This is a genomic window from Pseudalkalibacillus hwajinpoensis, from assembly GCF_039851965.1.
Lineage (GTDB): Bacteria > Bacillota > Bacilli > Bacillales > Guptibacillaceae > Guptibacillus > Guptibacillus hwajinpoensis_E.
Window position 1 is genome coordinate 1,606,979 of record NZ_CP156674.1, and the last position, 13,818, is coordinate 1,620,796.

Consider the following 13,818-nt stretch of genomic DNA (forward strand, 5'->3'; position numbering starts at 1 on the left):
TGAGGTGAATAAAATGGAAACGAAAGAGATGCTCACAGATATTCGTAACAAACTTAAAAATTGGATTGGCGGACATATCATAATTGAAAAAAAAGAACAGGGCGATGTTGATAAAACCATCATAAAGTTTGATGATTTTGACTTTCAACATCGAGGCAAAACCGTTGATGATTACACGTCTTCAAGTCTTCTCCAACTAAAAGGAGAAGGAAAAGTGATTTCCAATGAATCTGCGGTCCCACTTCCTCACTCGATATTCGAAATTCCACTTGAAAGCATTAATAGCGTTAATCAAACGGATTACGAGTTAACCATTACAACTGAGCGTGCATCTTATCATATGAGCTATAATGCCAACTAACGGGGACCACAAACTGGTTCCTTTTTTTTTAGTTATTTCTATAAGAATATCCTGTATCGATTCTTAATATCCTGATGATAAAAGGGATTTTAGACATGGGGGAGTTAGCTTGGAAAAACAGGGATCTACTATGCCTGATCATGAAGCCCGTTCATGGGCAATGTTTGTCCATCTCTCCGCCCTTTCAGGGTATTTCATTCCCCTCGGAAATTTGATCGGACCTATAATTATTTGGTCAATTAAGAAAGAAACAGATCCTTTTGTCGATGAACAAGGAAAGGAAGCATTAAATTTCCAATTAAGTATCACCATTTACGCAATTCTAATCGGAATTCTAAGTCTGGTGTTAATTGGTCTCATTTTGATACCTGTTCTAATTGTTGTCCATCTCGTACAAATAATTATTGCTTCGGTTAAGTCAAGCGAAGGGAATCAATACCGGTATCCGTGGACGATACGTTTTTTGTCTTGATTCCCAGGAATTTATGAAGTTCACACATAATTTAACTATGTCCATGTTATAATGGAACTAAACTTATGATGTGGAGGGTCTGCTCTTGGCTATTAAAGAAAAAGAGGGGAACCGTTATACAGTTTGGGCATTAGCCTTTATGGTATGGGCTGTTCCAATCGCCTTTGTAATCGGTTTCTACATGATAACTAGACCAATATAAAATAAAACTTCTATCAATGGGAGTTTTTACTCCTCTTGATGAAATCAGCGTGAATGCGCTGATTTTTTAATTCTCCAGACAATCACAGGTTTTATCCCCCTTTCAGTTGGGAAATGTTATTTATACAACAGCTCAAAGGAGGATTTTCCCGTGAAGGAATATACGGTAGCACCTAATAAAGATGTAACAGGATGGTACGTTAAAATCGAGGACGTAGCTCCAACCGATCTATACGATATGCGTTCAATAGCAATTGAAAAAGCTGAGGAATTAGCTAAAGGAGATACGCCAAGCCGCTTATTGATTTTAAACGATCAGCATGAAGTTGAAGAAGAACGCAAATTTTAATTTCACATAAAAAACACCTTTCAATTTGGAAGGTGTTTTTTATAGCTTCAACTACTTTACAAAGAAAGAGAGCGAAGTGTTATCTCCGCTCTCATCAAACTTATTAATTCCCGCTGTTCTTACCGCCTTTTTCTCCAATCTCGCGATAGAATTCTTTATCCTGATTTTTAGACGTTTGCTTTCCACCCTTTTCTCCGATTTCCTGATAGAATTCTTTATCATGTTCTCTTGCTGTTTTCTTACCTCCCTTTTCTCCGATGTCCTCATAGAATTCCTTATTGTGTTCATTTGCTGCTTTATTGCCGCCTTTTTCTCCAATTTCCTGATAAAACTCTTTGTCGTGTTCCTTAGCTGTTTTTTCCCCACCCTTTTGTCCAATATCCTGATAAAAATCCTTGTTATGCTCTCTTGATGTCTTGTTTCCACCTTTACGTCCTGCTTCTTCTCTACTCATTTTATCGTTATTATTGTTAGCCATTTTAAATCCTCCTCGATTAGAGATACTAATTTTCATAGCTAATTTACAACTAAAAAGTAACGAAGATTAAAGAGCTGCGATCAGGTAAAATTACTCAATTTATGAATTTTGATTTCCGCCGCTTTTCTTGCCACCCTTTTCTCCAATTTCTTTGTAGAATTCTTTATCCTGATTTTTGGAGGTTTGTTCTCCACCCTTTTCTCCAATTTCTTGATAAAATTCTTTGTCATGTTCTTTCGCTGTTTTTTCTCCACCCTTTTGTCCGATATCCTGATAGAATTCTTTGTCATGTTCTCTTGAAGTCTTGTTTCCGCCTTTACGTCCCGCTTCTTCTCTGCTCATTTTGTTGTTACTGTCATTAGCCATTTTGATTCCTCCTTAAGGTTAAGTAGGTTATCCTTTACGCTACACTTGTGGTATTCCACGATTGGAAGTCTATAAACTTTTAATTGTATCTTTTGTACAATTTTGATTCGATTTTACTAAAAATCAATTAATGGATTCAACGCAAAAAACGCCCCGATAACGGGGCGTCTTGGATTAGGAGTAGTAAACATGGATTGGTTTCTCATATTTCTTTGAAAGTTTCTCTAAAGACTTTTTCACATTAATTAAATCATCTTTATCGATCCCACAACCAATTTTTATTTGGAACCCTTTTTCTTCAAATGGTTTTAATTCCTTAATCATGTGTTCGAAAGATTTTAGCCAGGCAGGATAATTAGTTTGGAGCCCTGCAGGTTTATATTGACCATAAAGATTTGCAATAATTCGTTTATTATCACGGCTTAATGCAAATGAACATTTCCCTAATTTTTTCTTTGGTGAAAATGGAAAATTTTCATCTGCTACTGCCGCTTCAGGGTACGTTTCCTTAACTGATTTTGCGATACCAACGTCCATAGCATTAAAACAGTCGCATTGGTGCGCGATGACAGTACAGTCGCTTTTAAGAAGGTTGCCTTTTTCTAATTGAATCATACATGCACTCTCCTTTGTAGAGAACCCTTTTGTATGATTATAAAGAAAATTCTATTTATTTCAATAGGAATATTTTACTTCGTTCTGCATATTATGATAAGTTTCGCTAATTTGATAGCTTCCTTATATACGATAAGACCTCTCGATGAAGCGTACAATTATTATTTCGAAATATCTGCAGCATCGGCTTATTTTCTGATCCAGTACTGCCAACGTAATACGTTGCTCCCTTCTGTTGGAGAAGAGATAACGCTAGGCTGTGAACAGGACTTCCATATCCTTTATTACGCTGATCCGGCATCAAACCAAAATAAAACAGTCTCCCTTCATCACGCGTACCCGGCTCAATTATAGGCATTACAACTCCCAATGACTTCTCCTGATCAAATACGCCAAAACAACTGGTATTATACTGATCACCAATTTCTCGCTTCATTCCCTCGTATTGTTCCGTTATCGAGTGCACAGAGGGAGCATTTTTAGTGAACCTTTCATACAGGATTCCCACATGTTTAAGAAGAGTTTTTCCCCAAGTTCTTTAGCAGAATAATAGGTCATATTGCTTGCATCATTTGAATTCAGACTACCGGTTAATAAGTCTCGTTCAAATTCACTAAACCTTGACTTTAACTGATAACCCATGTGCTCTAATATGTCAGCCCCTTCTAAGAAGGTGGCATCCATTACAACATTGATATATTGAATTCTATCTTGTCCATGCTCTTCCATACGGTTAAGCAAATTAATGACTCTCTCAGTGTTTAATTTCTCTATATTCTCCAGTGTAAGATAATAAGGACTTCCATCTAACAGTTTCACGCCTGCATACTTTTCTTCTTGTAAAAATAGCTTCATGAGCTATCCCTGATTGTTCTGCATATAAACTTCCTCAAATGGTTGCACAACAACAAATCCATCACCTTCAAATTTCATTTGAATGGATTCCCCGCTCCCTCTTCCCAAGAAGGACTTCAATGAAATATCTGTTTGGAAATTAGGTTCAAGATGTCCTGACCAAGCAACTGTAGCATTCGGGTCTGTTATAACTGGCTTGCCCGGTGTCACACGGATGGTTAGTGGTTCATAATGACTTGTAATGGCAATCATGCCAGGTCCTTTACAGGTGACGTTAAATAACCCACCTGCCATCATCCCGGTAATTCGCTTCATCATCCTAATGTCCCATTCAATACCTGACTCGAATGCAAGGAGATCATTCCCATTCACACTAATCGATTCTCCTTGCTGTAAATGTAAAATAGAGATTTTCTTCCCGGCATCCGCGAGATATAATTTTCCATTCCCATCTGCTTTCATTAGGGAAGCACCCTCGCCTGTAAATGCCTTCTTAAACATTTTACCAAGTCCATGTTCAAGAATTCCTTCTCTCTCAAATTTGATCTGGCCGTTGTATGTAATCATAGCTCCTGACTTTGCCCATACGCGTCCATTTAAATTCACCTCAAGCATACGAGGAGTTTCGAGTTCAAAGAACCCCTCTCCTTTATCTTTCTGTTCAGTTGACTTTAAGAATTCCTCAATAGAATAGCGATTCAACGGTCATCTCTCCCTTCTACTACTTCATACGATTTTAAGGACTAATTCGTTTCAATCTTTTGTTATTTCTTTCAGTTAGAGTTGTTTGCAAATCCACTATTAGGGGTAAAGTAACGCTAATAACCATGTAATGGAGGAATGTTCATGATTATCGTATATGCAAGTATTTCCATTATTGTTCTTTCCCTTGCCTATCTTGGATACATAGCTGTTAAAAATCTTAAGGAAACGAAGCAGTCTATTAATGATCTTTCAGAAACAGCAGCAAGGTTCCAAGAAAAAGTTGATCAAATTAACACTGAAACAAATCAGCTAACTGAAACTACAACACAAATTTCTGAAGGCATCCAAACAAAGAAAGAAACCGTTCAGGGCGTTATTCAAACTGCAAAAGCAACACCTGCACCTTTCAAAAGGCTTATCTCATCTATTAATAACACACCAAATCCTCAACGTGAGACCTCTGACTCTGAAATCACTGAAATTGGTGATAAGCTCATCGATTTGTGGGGCCGCTACCGCGTTAAACGAAAGACAAAACAAGCGGAGTAAGGGCATAGCCCTTACTTTTTTTCGTCCAAATTTCTAATTAGGTGGTCTATTTATGAAGCAAACGAGACAAATTATTTTTTTCCTGCTCATGACAACTTCTCTCTATATTATTTTTTTTACATCCTTATCTCAAGAAATGAAATGGTTCTCAGGATTCCTCTATATTGCAATCCTTATGTCAATCCTATTTGTACTTTTACTTGAAGGACGTTCTCCATATAAAACCCTTCTCTGGATTTATGTATTAATCTTCTTTCCGATTATCGGCTACGTATTCTTTCTATTTTCTGGCCAACTTGAGGTAAAAGGACATTTATTTAAAGAGAAGCGAACGAATGGACTTGAATTCTTCAAACAATACGTCAATTTCCCAGCCTCCGATCAATGGTATGAGTTGACAGAGCGGAACCAAAACTTTTCAAATTTAATTGCGACGATGGTATCAAGCCCGATTAGCATGCGTTCAAGTACGAAGCTTTTACTAAATGGAGGCGAGACTTTCTCTACTATTAAAGAAGAAATTAGTAAAGCAGAAACCTATATCCATATGGAATATTATACGTTCCGTTCAGATAAGTTAGGGACTTCAATTATTAACTTACTTGTACAAAAAGCAAAAGAAGGCGTTGAAGTAAGAGTCCTTTATGACTCAATTGGTAGTCATAATCTTTCAAGGGCTTCTAAAAATGCTTTAAGAGATGCAGGCGCTAAAGTTCAGCAATTTCTTCCGATAAAATATGGGTTTGTGAATCAAACCGTTAACTTCCGTAATCACCGTAAAATCATCGTAATTGATGGAAAAGCAGGCTTTGTCGGGGGTCTCAATATTGGCGATGAATATGCGGGTGATATGAACAACATGCGGTACTGGCGTGACACGCATCTTCTTGTGAAAGGTGAAATACTCTCCGCACTGCACGGCGTTTTCCTAATGGACTGGTCATATATGTGTGGAGAAGAACTGCTCACAGGTAAATATCTTGAAACATACGACGTAAAAGGAGATGGTGGTACTCAGCTCGTTGCAAGCGGACCGGATACAAAACGTGGCGCGATGTCAGATCTGTACTTTAGTTTAATTACCAATGCAAGAGAACGCGTATGGATTGCAACACCTTATTTTGTTCCAAATAAAGCGATTCGAACGGCACTCGCAATGGCCTCGATGAGAGGAATTGACGTTAAGCTCATCGTTCCTGAAATTAGTGATGGATTTCTAACACAATACGGAACGAGGTCATACTTCTCAGAGCTGCTAGATAATGGCGTAGAAATTTATATGTACCAGAGGGGTTTCCTTCATCAAAAAATCATGATTGTTGATGATGACCTCGCTACTGTTGGGACGGCAAATATGGATATGCGCTCATTGAATTTGAATTTTGAAGTGAACTTATTTCTTATTCAAGCAAGTACTGTTAGCGACTTGTTGAAAGCCTATAATAATGACTTAAATGATTCTATTAAAGTGACGAAAGATTCCTATAGTGAGCGTGGATTGATGCACCGCACTAAGGAATCATTCGCAAGGCTTTTCTCACCTGTACTTTAAAGAGGCCATTCTCTTTTCAAAAGTGAATGCATGATTAAATCCATATAAGCTCCTCCAGCGTACACATATTCTCGAAGTAATCCTTCTTCCTGAAACCCAAGTCTTTTCACAAGTTTACGTGAAGGCAAATTATTGGGATGAATGAGAGCGCCAATCCGATTTACATGAAGATGATCAAAGGCAAAGGGAATGATGGCAGACATAGCTTCCGTCATATACCCTTTGCCTTCTTCATCTTCGTTAAGTTCATAACCCATCTCAATTCGTCTCACCCGTTTAGCACGATTATGAAAACCACAAGTGCCAATTATCTCGCCATTGTCTCGTCGCTCGATTCCCCATCGGAAAACCTGTTGATTTTCAAAACCATTACGAAAGCTCATTACCATGCCTTCTGCTTCTTCTAACCCTTCCATAACATCACTACCGTAATATTTCATTGTATGGGGATTCGAAAAAATCGATAGTAAAACCAGGATATCTCCATCATTTAATTCTCTTAACTTCAATCGATCAGTAAAAAGGACGGGAAACTCCTCCACTATTGTCACTCCATTCAATAAGCTTTAAAAAAAAGGCTTAAAGAACGCGGACATGCGCTCTCTAAGCAGGGGTATTTATTAAAAAGGGGTCTATCTTTAGACGATTAACCGATGAAAAAGTTTCATTATTCTCGAAATTCTTTTTGTTTTTATTCTCTCATGATAAAATTTTAATAAGAGCGCTAAATCGGGAGTGATTGTGTTGTTAAAAAAACTTTACCTTACCAGGCACTGCGCAGCAGAAGGACAGGAGGCTGATGCTTCTTTATCCCCAGAAGGTAGAAATCAGGCCGTTGAATTGGCCCAAAAGCTTGCATCAATTCCTTTCGATAAACTATTTAGCTCCCCTTTCCTGAGAGCAATTCAATCAATTGAACCCCTAGCTCTTCAATTGGATAAGCCAATTACACTCGATGACCGTCTGGAAGAAAGACGCTTATCAGGAGAGCAGCTTGAAAACTGGCATGAAGAGCTCGAGAAAACCTTCAATGACTTTACTTACAAACTTCAGGGGGGAGAGTCCAGTGAAAAAGCTGCCAATAGGGGCATCGAAACAGTCCTTGAAGCATTAGACATCACTAAAGAATTTGCCCTTGTAATGACACACGGTAACCTTTTTACTTTAATTTTGAATCATTTCGACAATACTTATGGTTTTCAAGCATGGAAGGGACTTACTAATCCTGATGTTTACTGTCTTTGTTTTGAAGATGATCAACTTGTCTCAATGGAACACCTCTTTTTTGAAGGGAATATTTAATCGTGTCTTACCTCCATTCTCGTTTTCACTGCTGTGCTACGTGCATTCATTTTAAGGTCATTAAACAGAAGCGAACTTCTTATCGTTGTGCGAGGCTAGGTTTTGAAACCAGACCAACCTATCAATTTAATTGCTGGGAACCAAAAGACACTGTTAAAAGGCTTATGGAAAAAGAAGCAAAAAAATGACCTCCTTGTAAAGGGAGGTTTGATTTTTAATATTCAGGAAGACGTGCCTGATAACATCATTTGTTCTTTCCACTTTTCAATTTGGTCCTGTGGAACACCCCAGCTAATCCAGGAAACCATAATTTTTATATGATCCGATTCAACAACCCAGTACTCATACCTTTTATCTTGCACATTCCCATATAGCCCCGTTTGATCTATCCTCATGCTTCGTTCCCCTTCCTATAGCTTTTTCTTTTTTCTATACCCCTATCGACAGCTAAATAAAATGCTTTTCTAAATGCTGAAAGGATTTTTGTATGAAAAAGCCGCCTCTTTTCACATACTAATGTATAAACCTGGTTGTGAAGGAAAGGGTCATCTATGGAGCACAATAAATTCAAAAGAATTCGTTCTAGTTTCTGGTTTATCCCTACTTTTTATGGTGCAGGAGCATTTGTCGCAGCAATTATCACACTTCTTTTTGATAGGTATATCATCGGGGGAGATGCGGTGGGGCTACCTTACTTCTTCTTTGCATCCTATGATACGAGCGTTACGATTCTAAGCACACTTGTTTCATCTATGTTAACTATGACTACGATTACGTTCTCTACCATTATGGTTGTTCTTACTACTTATCTATCCAATTTTTCTCCTCGTACACTTCAGAACTTCATTACCGATCGCATCACCAAACGCGTTTTAGGTATTTTCGTCGGCGGAATTATTTATTTTATTATCCTTTTGCTATTAATTGAGCAAAGCAGTCAGAAAGATGTCGTCTACCTTGCACCTGTCTTTGCAGTGATTTACGCCATTGTGTGCGTCGCTTTTTTCGTATTCTTCATTCATCATGTCTCGAACTGGATTCTTGTTGGAAATTTAATTCAACATATAACGAGTAACACACTTACAACAATTAATCGGACTTTCAAAGATTTTGAAAAGGCGAATCAAGGTGATATTGCCTCCTTTGACTCCTGGGAAATCGAAGAGATTAAAATGAAGAACCCAGTAACTATACGCTCAACAAAGTCTGGCTATCTTCAAAATATGGATATAACGGAATTAATACAAACCGCTACAAGACAAGATTTTATTATACGGCTTGAGAGAGACATTGGTGAATTTGTAGATGAGGGGACAGTCATCTTTTCTTATTGGACAACTATGGATACGCCGGACCATAATAAACTACTCAATGCGCTTTCCTTAGGAACAGAACGAACAACCGATCAAGACATCGAATATGGAATTCAAAAGCTAGTTGAAATTGCCCTCAGAGCAATTTCACCTGGAATAAATGATCCTAACACTGCTATTAACTGTATTAACAGGCTTGGAAGAGTACTGTCCCTGCTTGGTCAAAAACATATTCCACATCCTCTTTACCACGATGAACATAAAAACCTTCGAGTGATCACAAAACCTGTAATGTATAGTACGTATCTTTATAAAAGTTTTTATCAAATACGGCATTATGCGAGAGAAGACGTTTCTGTTCTTGGCTCTATCCTTCACTCGTTGGAGCTTGCAGCCGATGGCAATAAGCATGATACTCATGAAACGATCTGGGAATTTGGTCAATTTGTTATAAGAGGCTTTGACCCGAACGTTCTAGATGAGTTTGATCGCCGTTTCATTAACGAGAAGCTTGAAAAACTTTCTTTTGCTACCGGCTTTCATGAGGCGTTCAAGCCGCTTGAACGTCCTTAATCTTTCACCATTTTTATTTTAAGAGCATATGAAAAACGGCCTCAATTAAGGCCGTTTTATTTTACTTGATCAAGCCAGTTTTCCATATCCTCTAGTGTGAGCGGACCTACTCTTTTCTCACGTATGATTCCTTCACCATCAATCATAAATGAGGTTGGCATTGAAATAACCTTGTAAAGCTTCTCGCCTACTGTACCTTCTCTATCCATCAAAATTGGAAACCTGAGTTGATTTGAATCTACAAATGCAGGAATCGCTTCTTTATCAGGCTCAAACTTCGTGAAGTTAACAGACAGAACAGTCACCTCTTCACCGTGCACATCAGCGAAATTCTGTATGTCCGGCATTTCTTCTTTACATGGCGGGCACCAGGTTGCCCAGAAATTTAAAAACACAGGCTTTCCTTCATAATCCGAAAGCGTCACTTCTTCCCCTTCAAGCGTAGTTAGAGTAAAGTCTGCGGCTTTATCGCCAACTTCTGTACCTACGCTTCTGTCCGCTATGATTGTGCTATATATGCCCCAGCCAAGCGCAATAGCAAGAACAACCAGAACAAATTTTTTCAGCATCTGCTTGCGTTCTTTCTTAGTCATATTCAATCCAATTGAAAGCGATCATCGCGAACAAACACTTCTTCTCGCTCAATCGCATTTTGTTTTGAAGCGAGCACAAGGCCAAGCGGCGTATCTGTTTCTTTATCATTTACAATCGTAAATGAAAGATTGTTTTTGCTCGCTTCTTTAATGTATTTCGAGAGCATCGAATAGGGCAAGTCACCATTAAGATAAAGAATGCCGCTACGAACTCGCTTCATCTCGTCACTAACTTCCTTATAAACGTCCTTTTGAGCAACCTGTCTCTTTGTTAATGCAACATAAACTCGCTCTCTGAACGTTGATAAATATAGTGCTTTTTCTGCAGGCTTTAATTCTGGCGTGCCATGTATACCTGCATCAAGTACTCGCTTAATGTCTTCGTTCACGTTTGCCACCTCATCTTGAAAGAATACTTCTATTTTCTCACAGAGTTATCATTCAATGCCATGTTCTGGCTAAAGTTTCATTTTACTTATATGTTAATCCTATAATAATTTGAACGATTCTTAAAGTGAAAGAAAAACGCTCACTCTGAATTATTCAGAATGAGCGTCTTTTTCATACTCGTTTAGCATTACGAGCCGTTCCATCATCGTTGGATGACCATATTTTAAATATTTCACAAGAAATGGCGGATTCACTTCGTTCAAGCTATTGACGGTTAGCGTTTGGAACGATCCAACCGCTGCATCAACGTCGCCAGTCATTTCAATAGCATACTGATCTGCTTTCATTTCCGCATTCCTTGAAATCGCAAGCTCAAGAGGACTTGCAATAAAGGACATCATCGAGAATAAAAGAAACAACGCAGGTAGAGATGCGAGATCAGAAGCGGACGAAACCCCCCATGAATCCCCCCATTTCCTTACCATGCCACCTAGAAGGCGATAAGCAAGATAAAGTCCAATTAAACTTGAAACAAGGGCACCAAACAGGTTTCCATACAGGTGATTCATGACATAGTGGCCCATTTCATGAGCCATTATAAAGAGAACTTCATCGTCATCTAACTTATTCGTTGTTGTATCCCATAGCACTATTCGTAAGTTAGAGCCAATTCCTGATACATATGCATTCATCGCATTGGTCTTCTCTGACATGTTCACTTCAAATACCCGGTCGGCTGGAATATCAGCTGTTTCTGCCATCGAAAGAATTTGTTCTTCCAGCGCTTTATCTGATAACGATGTAAAGTCATTATATAGGGGATCAATGAGAACCGGCTGAATGTACATCATAAAAGCAAGATAGGGTATCATCAACCCCCATGCCGCAAGCCACCATTTCTTTTTGAAGCGTTTCATAAGGGCGTAAAGGACACCTATGATAAGCGACGTAAGTGCTACATCAATCCAGAATGATATCATTTCATCTTTCATCCATCCTGAAAATGACTGAGTATTAATGCCATACCGAACTGATAATGATCTTGCCCAATAGTGGAGAGGGAAGGTTAAAATCCATGTAAAAGCCGTCAATAGAATCATATACAAAGGGATGATAATGAACCTTTTTCGGGAAACACCTTCACTAAATTGCTTGAACAGCCTTGATAGTCCGAAGCCAAGAATACCAAGATAAATTAGCCATTCATACGGTATCGCAATAAATGATAAGAAACTTCTGTAACGTGAATATTCTTCAGATAATTCCAGCTGTCGCTCAGTCATAAAAGTTGCGGGATCTGCAGCTGTTCCCTGATAGGCTTCTGGCACGCCAAAGTCAGCCCAGTAAAACAAATAAAGCCCCATGAAGAGGGCATATACGAAGAAGCTTAGAATAATCCAGGTTATCCGTTTCTTCATGATCATTCTCCTCCCGATGCGATCTCTCTATCAATAGTACGAGCAAATCATCATTTTAGAACTAGCTTTGCTTCATCATATCCAGTTGTGGTGATCGAAGCAAGCCGACTCCCGTTAGATGGTAAAAAAAGAAGCCGACTCATATGTCGGCTTCCCTACTATTTATTCACTTTCAACGTATACATTTGAACGATCATAGGTGTGGTCAAATCGATTTACAATGCCACATGTCGGGCATTCTGCAAGGACGTGAAGTTCGACAATAGGTGCCTGGCTACTTTTCGTAGTAATCCCTGTTGCTTCAACCCGTGCGTCCTGAGGAGGACTTTCCTTCTTAGCAAGAGGGATAAACCAGGTGTACTCAGTGTCACACATTCTACAGGTGGCTTTCTCTTCAATTTCAGTTGGTTTCATCATAATTGTTTCCAGCTCCTTTGGCAGAGTATTTCAAAGACTGCAAGTAAAAGGTACCGGAAACCCTCCATTTAGTTGGGAATCCCTTCCTGTAAATAGGGATTCCCGCTGCTACGAAAATCAAACATTTTGCGAAAGATGAAGTGGTTTACGCCAATAAATCCTCATCCATTATTTTATAGATCGCATGGGCTACCCCATCATGTTCATTGTTTTTTGTTACAAATGAGGCATGGTTTTTAATTTCTTGATCAGCGTTCCCCATTGCAACAGAATATGCTGCCATTTTTAGCATGGATAGATCGTTGTAATTATCACCAATCGCTGCTGTTTTCTTCATATCAAGCCCATGCTGAGTTATAAAGGTTTCGAGGGCAATACCCTTTTGTGCATCTTCGTGGTTAATTTCAAGGTTTTCTTTTCCAGATGATGTAACAACGGTCTTCTTAACCTTATCCGTTTCAACCGAAGCACGCTGTAAACGCTCTTCATCAAATGAAAAACTTAGGAACTTATAGACATGAAGATCTTTATCGCCAAGTAGATTGTTAAAGTCATCAATAATCTTAAGTGATAAGCTTTCAAACTGCCGCTCTGAACCAACTTTTAATTCCTCTTTGGTTAACTCAGGGTTTGAACTTTTCATCATATCCACAATTAAATCCAGTGTCCCCTCATAATCGTGAGTAAAGACTCCCTTATTTGTGAAAAGCTGGTAATAGATGCCTTCGTTATCCAAGATCTCTTTTACTGATTGAACCTGTTCATCACTAAGGTAAATAGCGTGGAGTATTTCACCCTCATTAGAACGAATTTCTGCTCCATTATAACAAATAACCGGAAGCGTTAACCCGCTTCCTTCAAGTGGCTTCATCGCTCCGTCATAGGCTCTCCCTGTATTCAGAACAACTGTTATGTCCTGACTCTGCGCCTCTCGGATTGCATTCACATTCTCATAGCTTACCGTTTGTTCTTTTGTTAAAAGAGTTCCATCCATATCAATTGAAATACATCTCATTTGAACAACATCCTTTTCTTCGTCTTGTTTGATTATTTTAACCTAACTCAGCATCATTGTAGCAGTAGTTTCCTCCAAAAGAAAAAAAAGAGCTTTTAAACAAGCTCTTTTGTAAGCGTTACCTCTTATTATGAAAGAAGAAGTCAATGAATGAGGAAAGGATTTCGACTGATTGGAACCACACAAGAGACAAAGCAGTCATTGAGAAGAAGCCAACCATCAAGATGCGAAACAAATGCATAGCCATTCCTCCTTGTAACCTCAATTAATGGGTTTCAATTATTTATATCACAA

The 13,818-nt window shown here is 38.6% G+C and carries 21 protein-coding genes; 7 read left to right on the forward strand and 14 right to left on the reverse strand.

Translation table 11 applies throughout. The annotated features are described in order from the left end of the window. Positions 1–13: 13 nt before the first annotated feature. From ABFG93_RS08210 to ABFG93_RS08220, 3 genes are all read left to right on the forward strand, one after another. Complete coding sequence (locus ABFG93_RS08210) at positions 14–361, forward strand: hypothetical protein (protein ID WP_347552212.1); 348 nt, start codon at positions 14–16, stop codon at positions 359–361. A 109-nt stretch (positions 362–470) separates the two neighbouring features. Further along, positions 471–833, forward strand: coding sequence for a DUF4870 domain-containing protein (locus ABFG93_RS08215; protein ID WP_347552214.1), 363 nt, complete (start codon positions 471–473; stop codon positions 831–833). 352 nt (positions 834–1,185) lie between these two features. Then, the gene (locus ABFG93_RS08220; RefSeq protein ID WP_347552216.1) at positions 1,186–1,383 is read left to right on the forward strand and encodes a DUF2188 domain-containing protein; all 198 of its coding nucleotides are present in this window, start codon (positions 1,186–1,188) and stop codon (positions 1,381–1,383) included. A 103-nt stretch (positions 1,384–1,486) separates the two neighbouring features. Here the strand turns inward: ABFG93_RS08220 and ABFG93_RS08225 are convergent, their stop codons facing one another. From ABFG93_RS08225 to ABFG93_RS08250, 6 genes are all read right to left on the reverse strand, one after another. Then, on the reverse strand, positions 1,487–1,861 hold the full coding sequence (locus tag ABFG93_RS08225) for a general stress protein (protein ID WP_347552218.1): 375 nt from the start codon (positions 1,859–1,861) through the stop codon (positions 1,487–1,489). A gap of 99 nt (positions 1,862–1,960) precedes the next feature. Next, entirely contained in the window at positions 1,961–2,227 is a 267-nt protein-coding gene (locus ABFG93_RS08230; RefSeq protein WP_431522063.1) for a KGG domain-containing protein, read from the reverse strand. A 174-nt stretch (positions 2,228–2,401) separates the two neighbouring features. After that, complete coding sequence (locus ABFG93_RS08235; protein WP_347552220.1) at positions 2,402–2,842, reverse strand: hypothetical protein; 441 nt, start codon at positions 2,840–2,842, stop codon at positions 2,402–2,404. Between the two features lie 106 nt (positions 2,843–2,948). Further along, positions 2,949–3,278 (reverse strand): GNAT family N-acetyltransferase, encoded by a 330-nt coding sequence (locus ABFG93_RS08240; protein WP_347552222.1) that lies wholly within the window; start codon positions 3,276–3,278, stop codon positions 2,949–2,951. Positions 3,279–3,295: 17 nt separating this feature from the next. Then, positions 3,296–3,697, reverse strand: a complete 402-nt coding sequence (locus tag ABFG93_RS08245) for a hypothetical protein (protein ID WP_347552224.1) — start codon at positions 3,695–3,697, stop codon at positions 3,296–3,298. A gap of 3 nt (positions 3,698–3,700) precedes the next feature. After that, positions 3,701–4,399 carry an AIM24 family protein gene (locus ABFG93_RS08250; RefSeq protein WP_347552225.1) on the reverse strand — a complete coding sequence of 233 codons (699 nt, stop codon included), beginning with the start codon at positions 4,397–4,399 and terminating at the stop codon, positions 3,701–3,703. 144 nt (positions 4,400–4,543) lie between these two features. Between ABFG93_RS08250 and ABFG93_RS08255 the strand changes: the two genes are divergently transcribed. Together ABFG93_RS08255 and cls are read left to right on the forward strand one after the other, a co-directional pair. Next, complete coding sequence (locus tag ABFG93_RS08255) at positions 4,544–4,951, forward strand: DUF948 domain-containing protein (RefSeq protein ID WP_347552227.1); 408 nt, start codon at positions 4,544–4,546, stop codon at positions 4,949–4,951. Positions 4,952–5,003: 52 nt separating this feature from the next. Next, positions 5,004–6,503, forward strand: coding sequence for a cardiolipin synthase (gene cls / locus ABFG93_RS08260; RefSeq protein ID WP_347552229.1), 1,500 nt, complete (start codon positions 5,004–5,006; stop codon positions 6,501–6,503). Here cls and ABFG93_RS08265 read toward each other — a convergent pair. Beyond that, positions 6,500–7,045 carry a GNAT family N-acetyltransferase gene (locus tag ABFG93_RS08265; protein ID WP_347552231.1) on the reverse strand — a complete coding sequence of 182 codons (546 nt, stop codon included), beginning with the start codon at positions 7,043–7,045 and terminating at the stop codon, positions 6,500–6,502. The genes cls and ABFG93_RS08265 overlap by 4 nt on opposite strands. 202 nt (positions 7,046–7,247) lie before the next feature. On the opposite strand from ABFG93_RS08265, the gene ABFG93_RS08270 reads away from it, so the two are divergent. After that, the gene (locus tag ABFG93_RS08270) at positions 7,248–7,805 is read left to right on the forward strand and encodes a histidine phosphatase family protein (RefSeq protein ID WP_347552233.1); all 558 of its coding nucleotides are present in this window, start codon (positions 7,248–7,250) and stop codon (positions 7,803–7,805) included. Between the two features lie 221 nt (positions 7,806–8,026). On the opposite strand, the gene ABFG93_RS08280 is transcribed toward ABFG93_RS08270, so the two are convergent. After that, on the reverse strand, positions 8,027–8,200 hold the full coding sequence (locus tag ABFG93_RS08280) for a hypothetical protein (protein WP_347552238.1): 174 nt from the start codon (positions 8,198–8,200) through the stop codon (positions 8,027–8,029). A gap of 156 nt (positions 8,201–8,356) precedes the next feature. Here ABFG93_RS08280 and ABFG93_RS08285 point away from each other — a divergent pair, with 156 nt between their 5' ends. Then, positions 8,357–9,691 carry a DUF2254 domain-containing protein gene (locus ABFG93_RS08285; protein ID WP_347552240.1) on the forward strand — a complete coding sequence of 445 codons (1,335 nt, stop codon included), beginning with the start codon at positions 8,357–8,359 and terminating at the stop codon, positions 9,689–9,691. A gap of 56 nt (positions 9,692–9,747) precedes the next feature. Here the strand turns inward: ABFG93_RS08285 and ABFG93_RS08290 are convergent, their stop codons facing one another. The 6 genes from ABFG93_RS08290 to ABFG93_RS08315 form a co-directional block, all read right to left on the reverse strand. Then, positions 9,748–10,284, reverse strand: coding sequence for a redoxin domain-containing protein (locus ABFG93_RS08290; protein WP_347552242.1), 537 nt, complete (start codon positions 10,282–10,284; stop codon positions 9,748–9,750). A gap of 2 nt (positions 10,285–10,286) precedes the next feature. After that, positions 10,287–10,673, reverse strand: a complete 387-nt coding sequence (locus ABFG93_RS08295) for a YueI family protein (RefSeq protein WP_347552244.1) — start codon at positions 10,671–10,673, stop codon at positions 10,287–10,289. Between the two features lie 150 nt (positions 10,674–10,823). After that, positions 10,824–12,092: a M48 family metallopeptidase gene (locus tag ABFG93_RS08300; RefSeq protein WP_347552246.1), complete on the reverse strand. Its 1,269-nt coding sequence runs from the start codon at positions 12,090–12,092 to the stop codon at positions 10,824–10,826. A gap of 162 nt (positions 12,093–12,254) precedes the next feature. Next, on the reverse strand, positions 12,255–12,509 hold the full coding sequence (locus ABFG93_RS08305; RefSeq protein ID WP_347552248.1) for a hypothetical protein: 255 nt from the start codon (positions 12,507–12,509) through the stop codon (positions 12,255–12,257). Between the two features lie 145 nt (positions 12,510–12,654). Continuing rightward, complete coding sequence (locus ABFG93_RS08310; protein ID WP_347552250.1) at positions 12,655–13,524, reverse strand: Cof-type HAD-IIB family hydrolase; 870 nt, start codon at positions 13,522–13,524, stop codon at positions 12,655–12,657. A 118-nt stretch (positions 13,525–13,642) separates the two neighbouring features. After that, positions 13,643–13,765: a hypothetical protein gene (locus tag ABFG93_RS08315; protein WP_347552252.1), complete on the reverse strand. Its 123-nt coding sequence runs from the start codon at positions 13,763–13,765 to the stop codon at positions 13,643–13,645. Between the last annotated feature and the right edge of the window lie 53 nt (positions 13,766–13,818).

Bases quoted from the DNA above. Each gene is read 5' to 3' on its own strand.
- ABFG93_RS08230 (WP_431522063.1), bottom strand. From the start codon at position 2,227: ATGGCTAATGACAGTAACAACAAAATGAGCAGAGAAGAAGCGGGACGT.
- ABFG93_RS08240 (WP_347552222.1), bottom strand. From the start codon at position 3,278: ATGAAGCGAGAAATTGGTGATCAGTATAATACCAGTTGTTTTGGCGTA.
- ABFG93_RS08245 (WP_347552224.1), bottom strand. From the start codon at position 3,697: ATGAAGCTATTTTTACAAGAAGAAAAGTATGCAGGCGTGAAACTGTTA.
- cls (WP_347552229.1), top strand. From the start codon at position 5,004: ATGAAGCAAACGAGACAAATTATTTTTTTCCTGCTCATGACAACTTCT.
- ABFG93_RS08225 (WP_347552218.1), bottom strand. From the start codon at position 1,861: ATGGCTAACAATAATAACGATAAAATGAGTAGAGAAGAAGCAGGACGT.
- ABFG93_RS08280 (WP_347552238.1), bottom strand. From the start codon at position 8,200: ATGAGGATAGATCAAACGGGGCTATATGGGAATGTGCAAGATAAAAGG.
- ABFG93_RS08315 (WP_347552252.1), bottom strand. From the start codon at position 13,765: ATGCATTTGTTTCGCATCTTGATGGTTGGCTTCTTCTCAATGACTGCT.
- ABFG93_RS08310 (WP_347552250.1), bottom strand. From the start codon at position 13,524: ATGAGATGTATTTCAATTGATATGGATGGAACTCTTTTAACAAAAGAA.
- ABFG93_RS08235 (WP_347552220.1), bottom strand. From the start codon at position 2,842: ATGATTCAATTAGAAAAAGGCAACCTTCTTAAAAGCGACTGTACTGTC.
- ABFG93_RS08285 (WP_347552240.1), top strand. From the start codon at position 8,357: ATGGAGCACAATAAATTCAAAAGAATTCGTTCTAGTTTCTGGTTTATC.
- ABFG93_RS08255 (WP_347552227.1), top strand. From the start codon at position 4,544: ATGATTATCGTATATGCAAGTATTTCCATTATTGTTCTTTCCCTTGCC.
- ABFG93_RS08300 (WP_347552246.1), bottom strand. From the start codon at position 12,092: ATGAAGAAACGGATAACCTGGATTATTCTAAGCTTCTTCGTATATGCC.
- ABFG93_RS08290 (WP_347552242.1), bottom strand. From the start codon at position 10,284: ATGACTAAGAAAGAACGCAAGCAGATGCTGAAAAAATTTGTTCTGGTT.
- ABFG93_RS08305 (WP_347552248.1), bottom strand. From the start codon at position 12,509: ATGATGAAACCAACTGAAATTGAAGAGAAAGCCACCTGTAGAATGTGT.
- ABFG93_RS08210 (WP_347552212.1), top strand. From the start codon at position 14: ATGGAAACGAAAGAGATGCTCACAGATATTCGTAACAAACTTAAAAAT.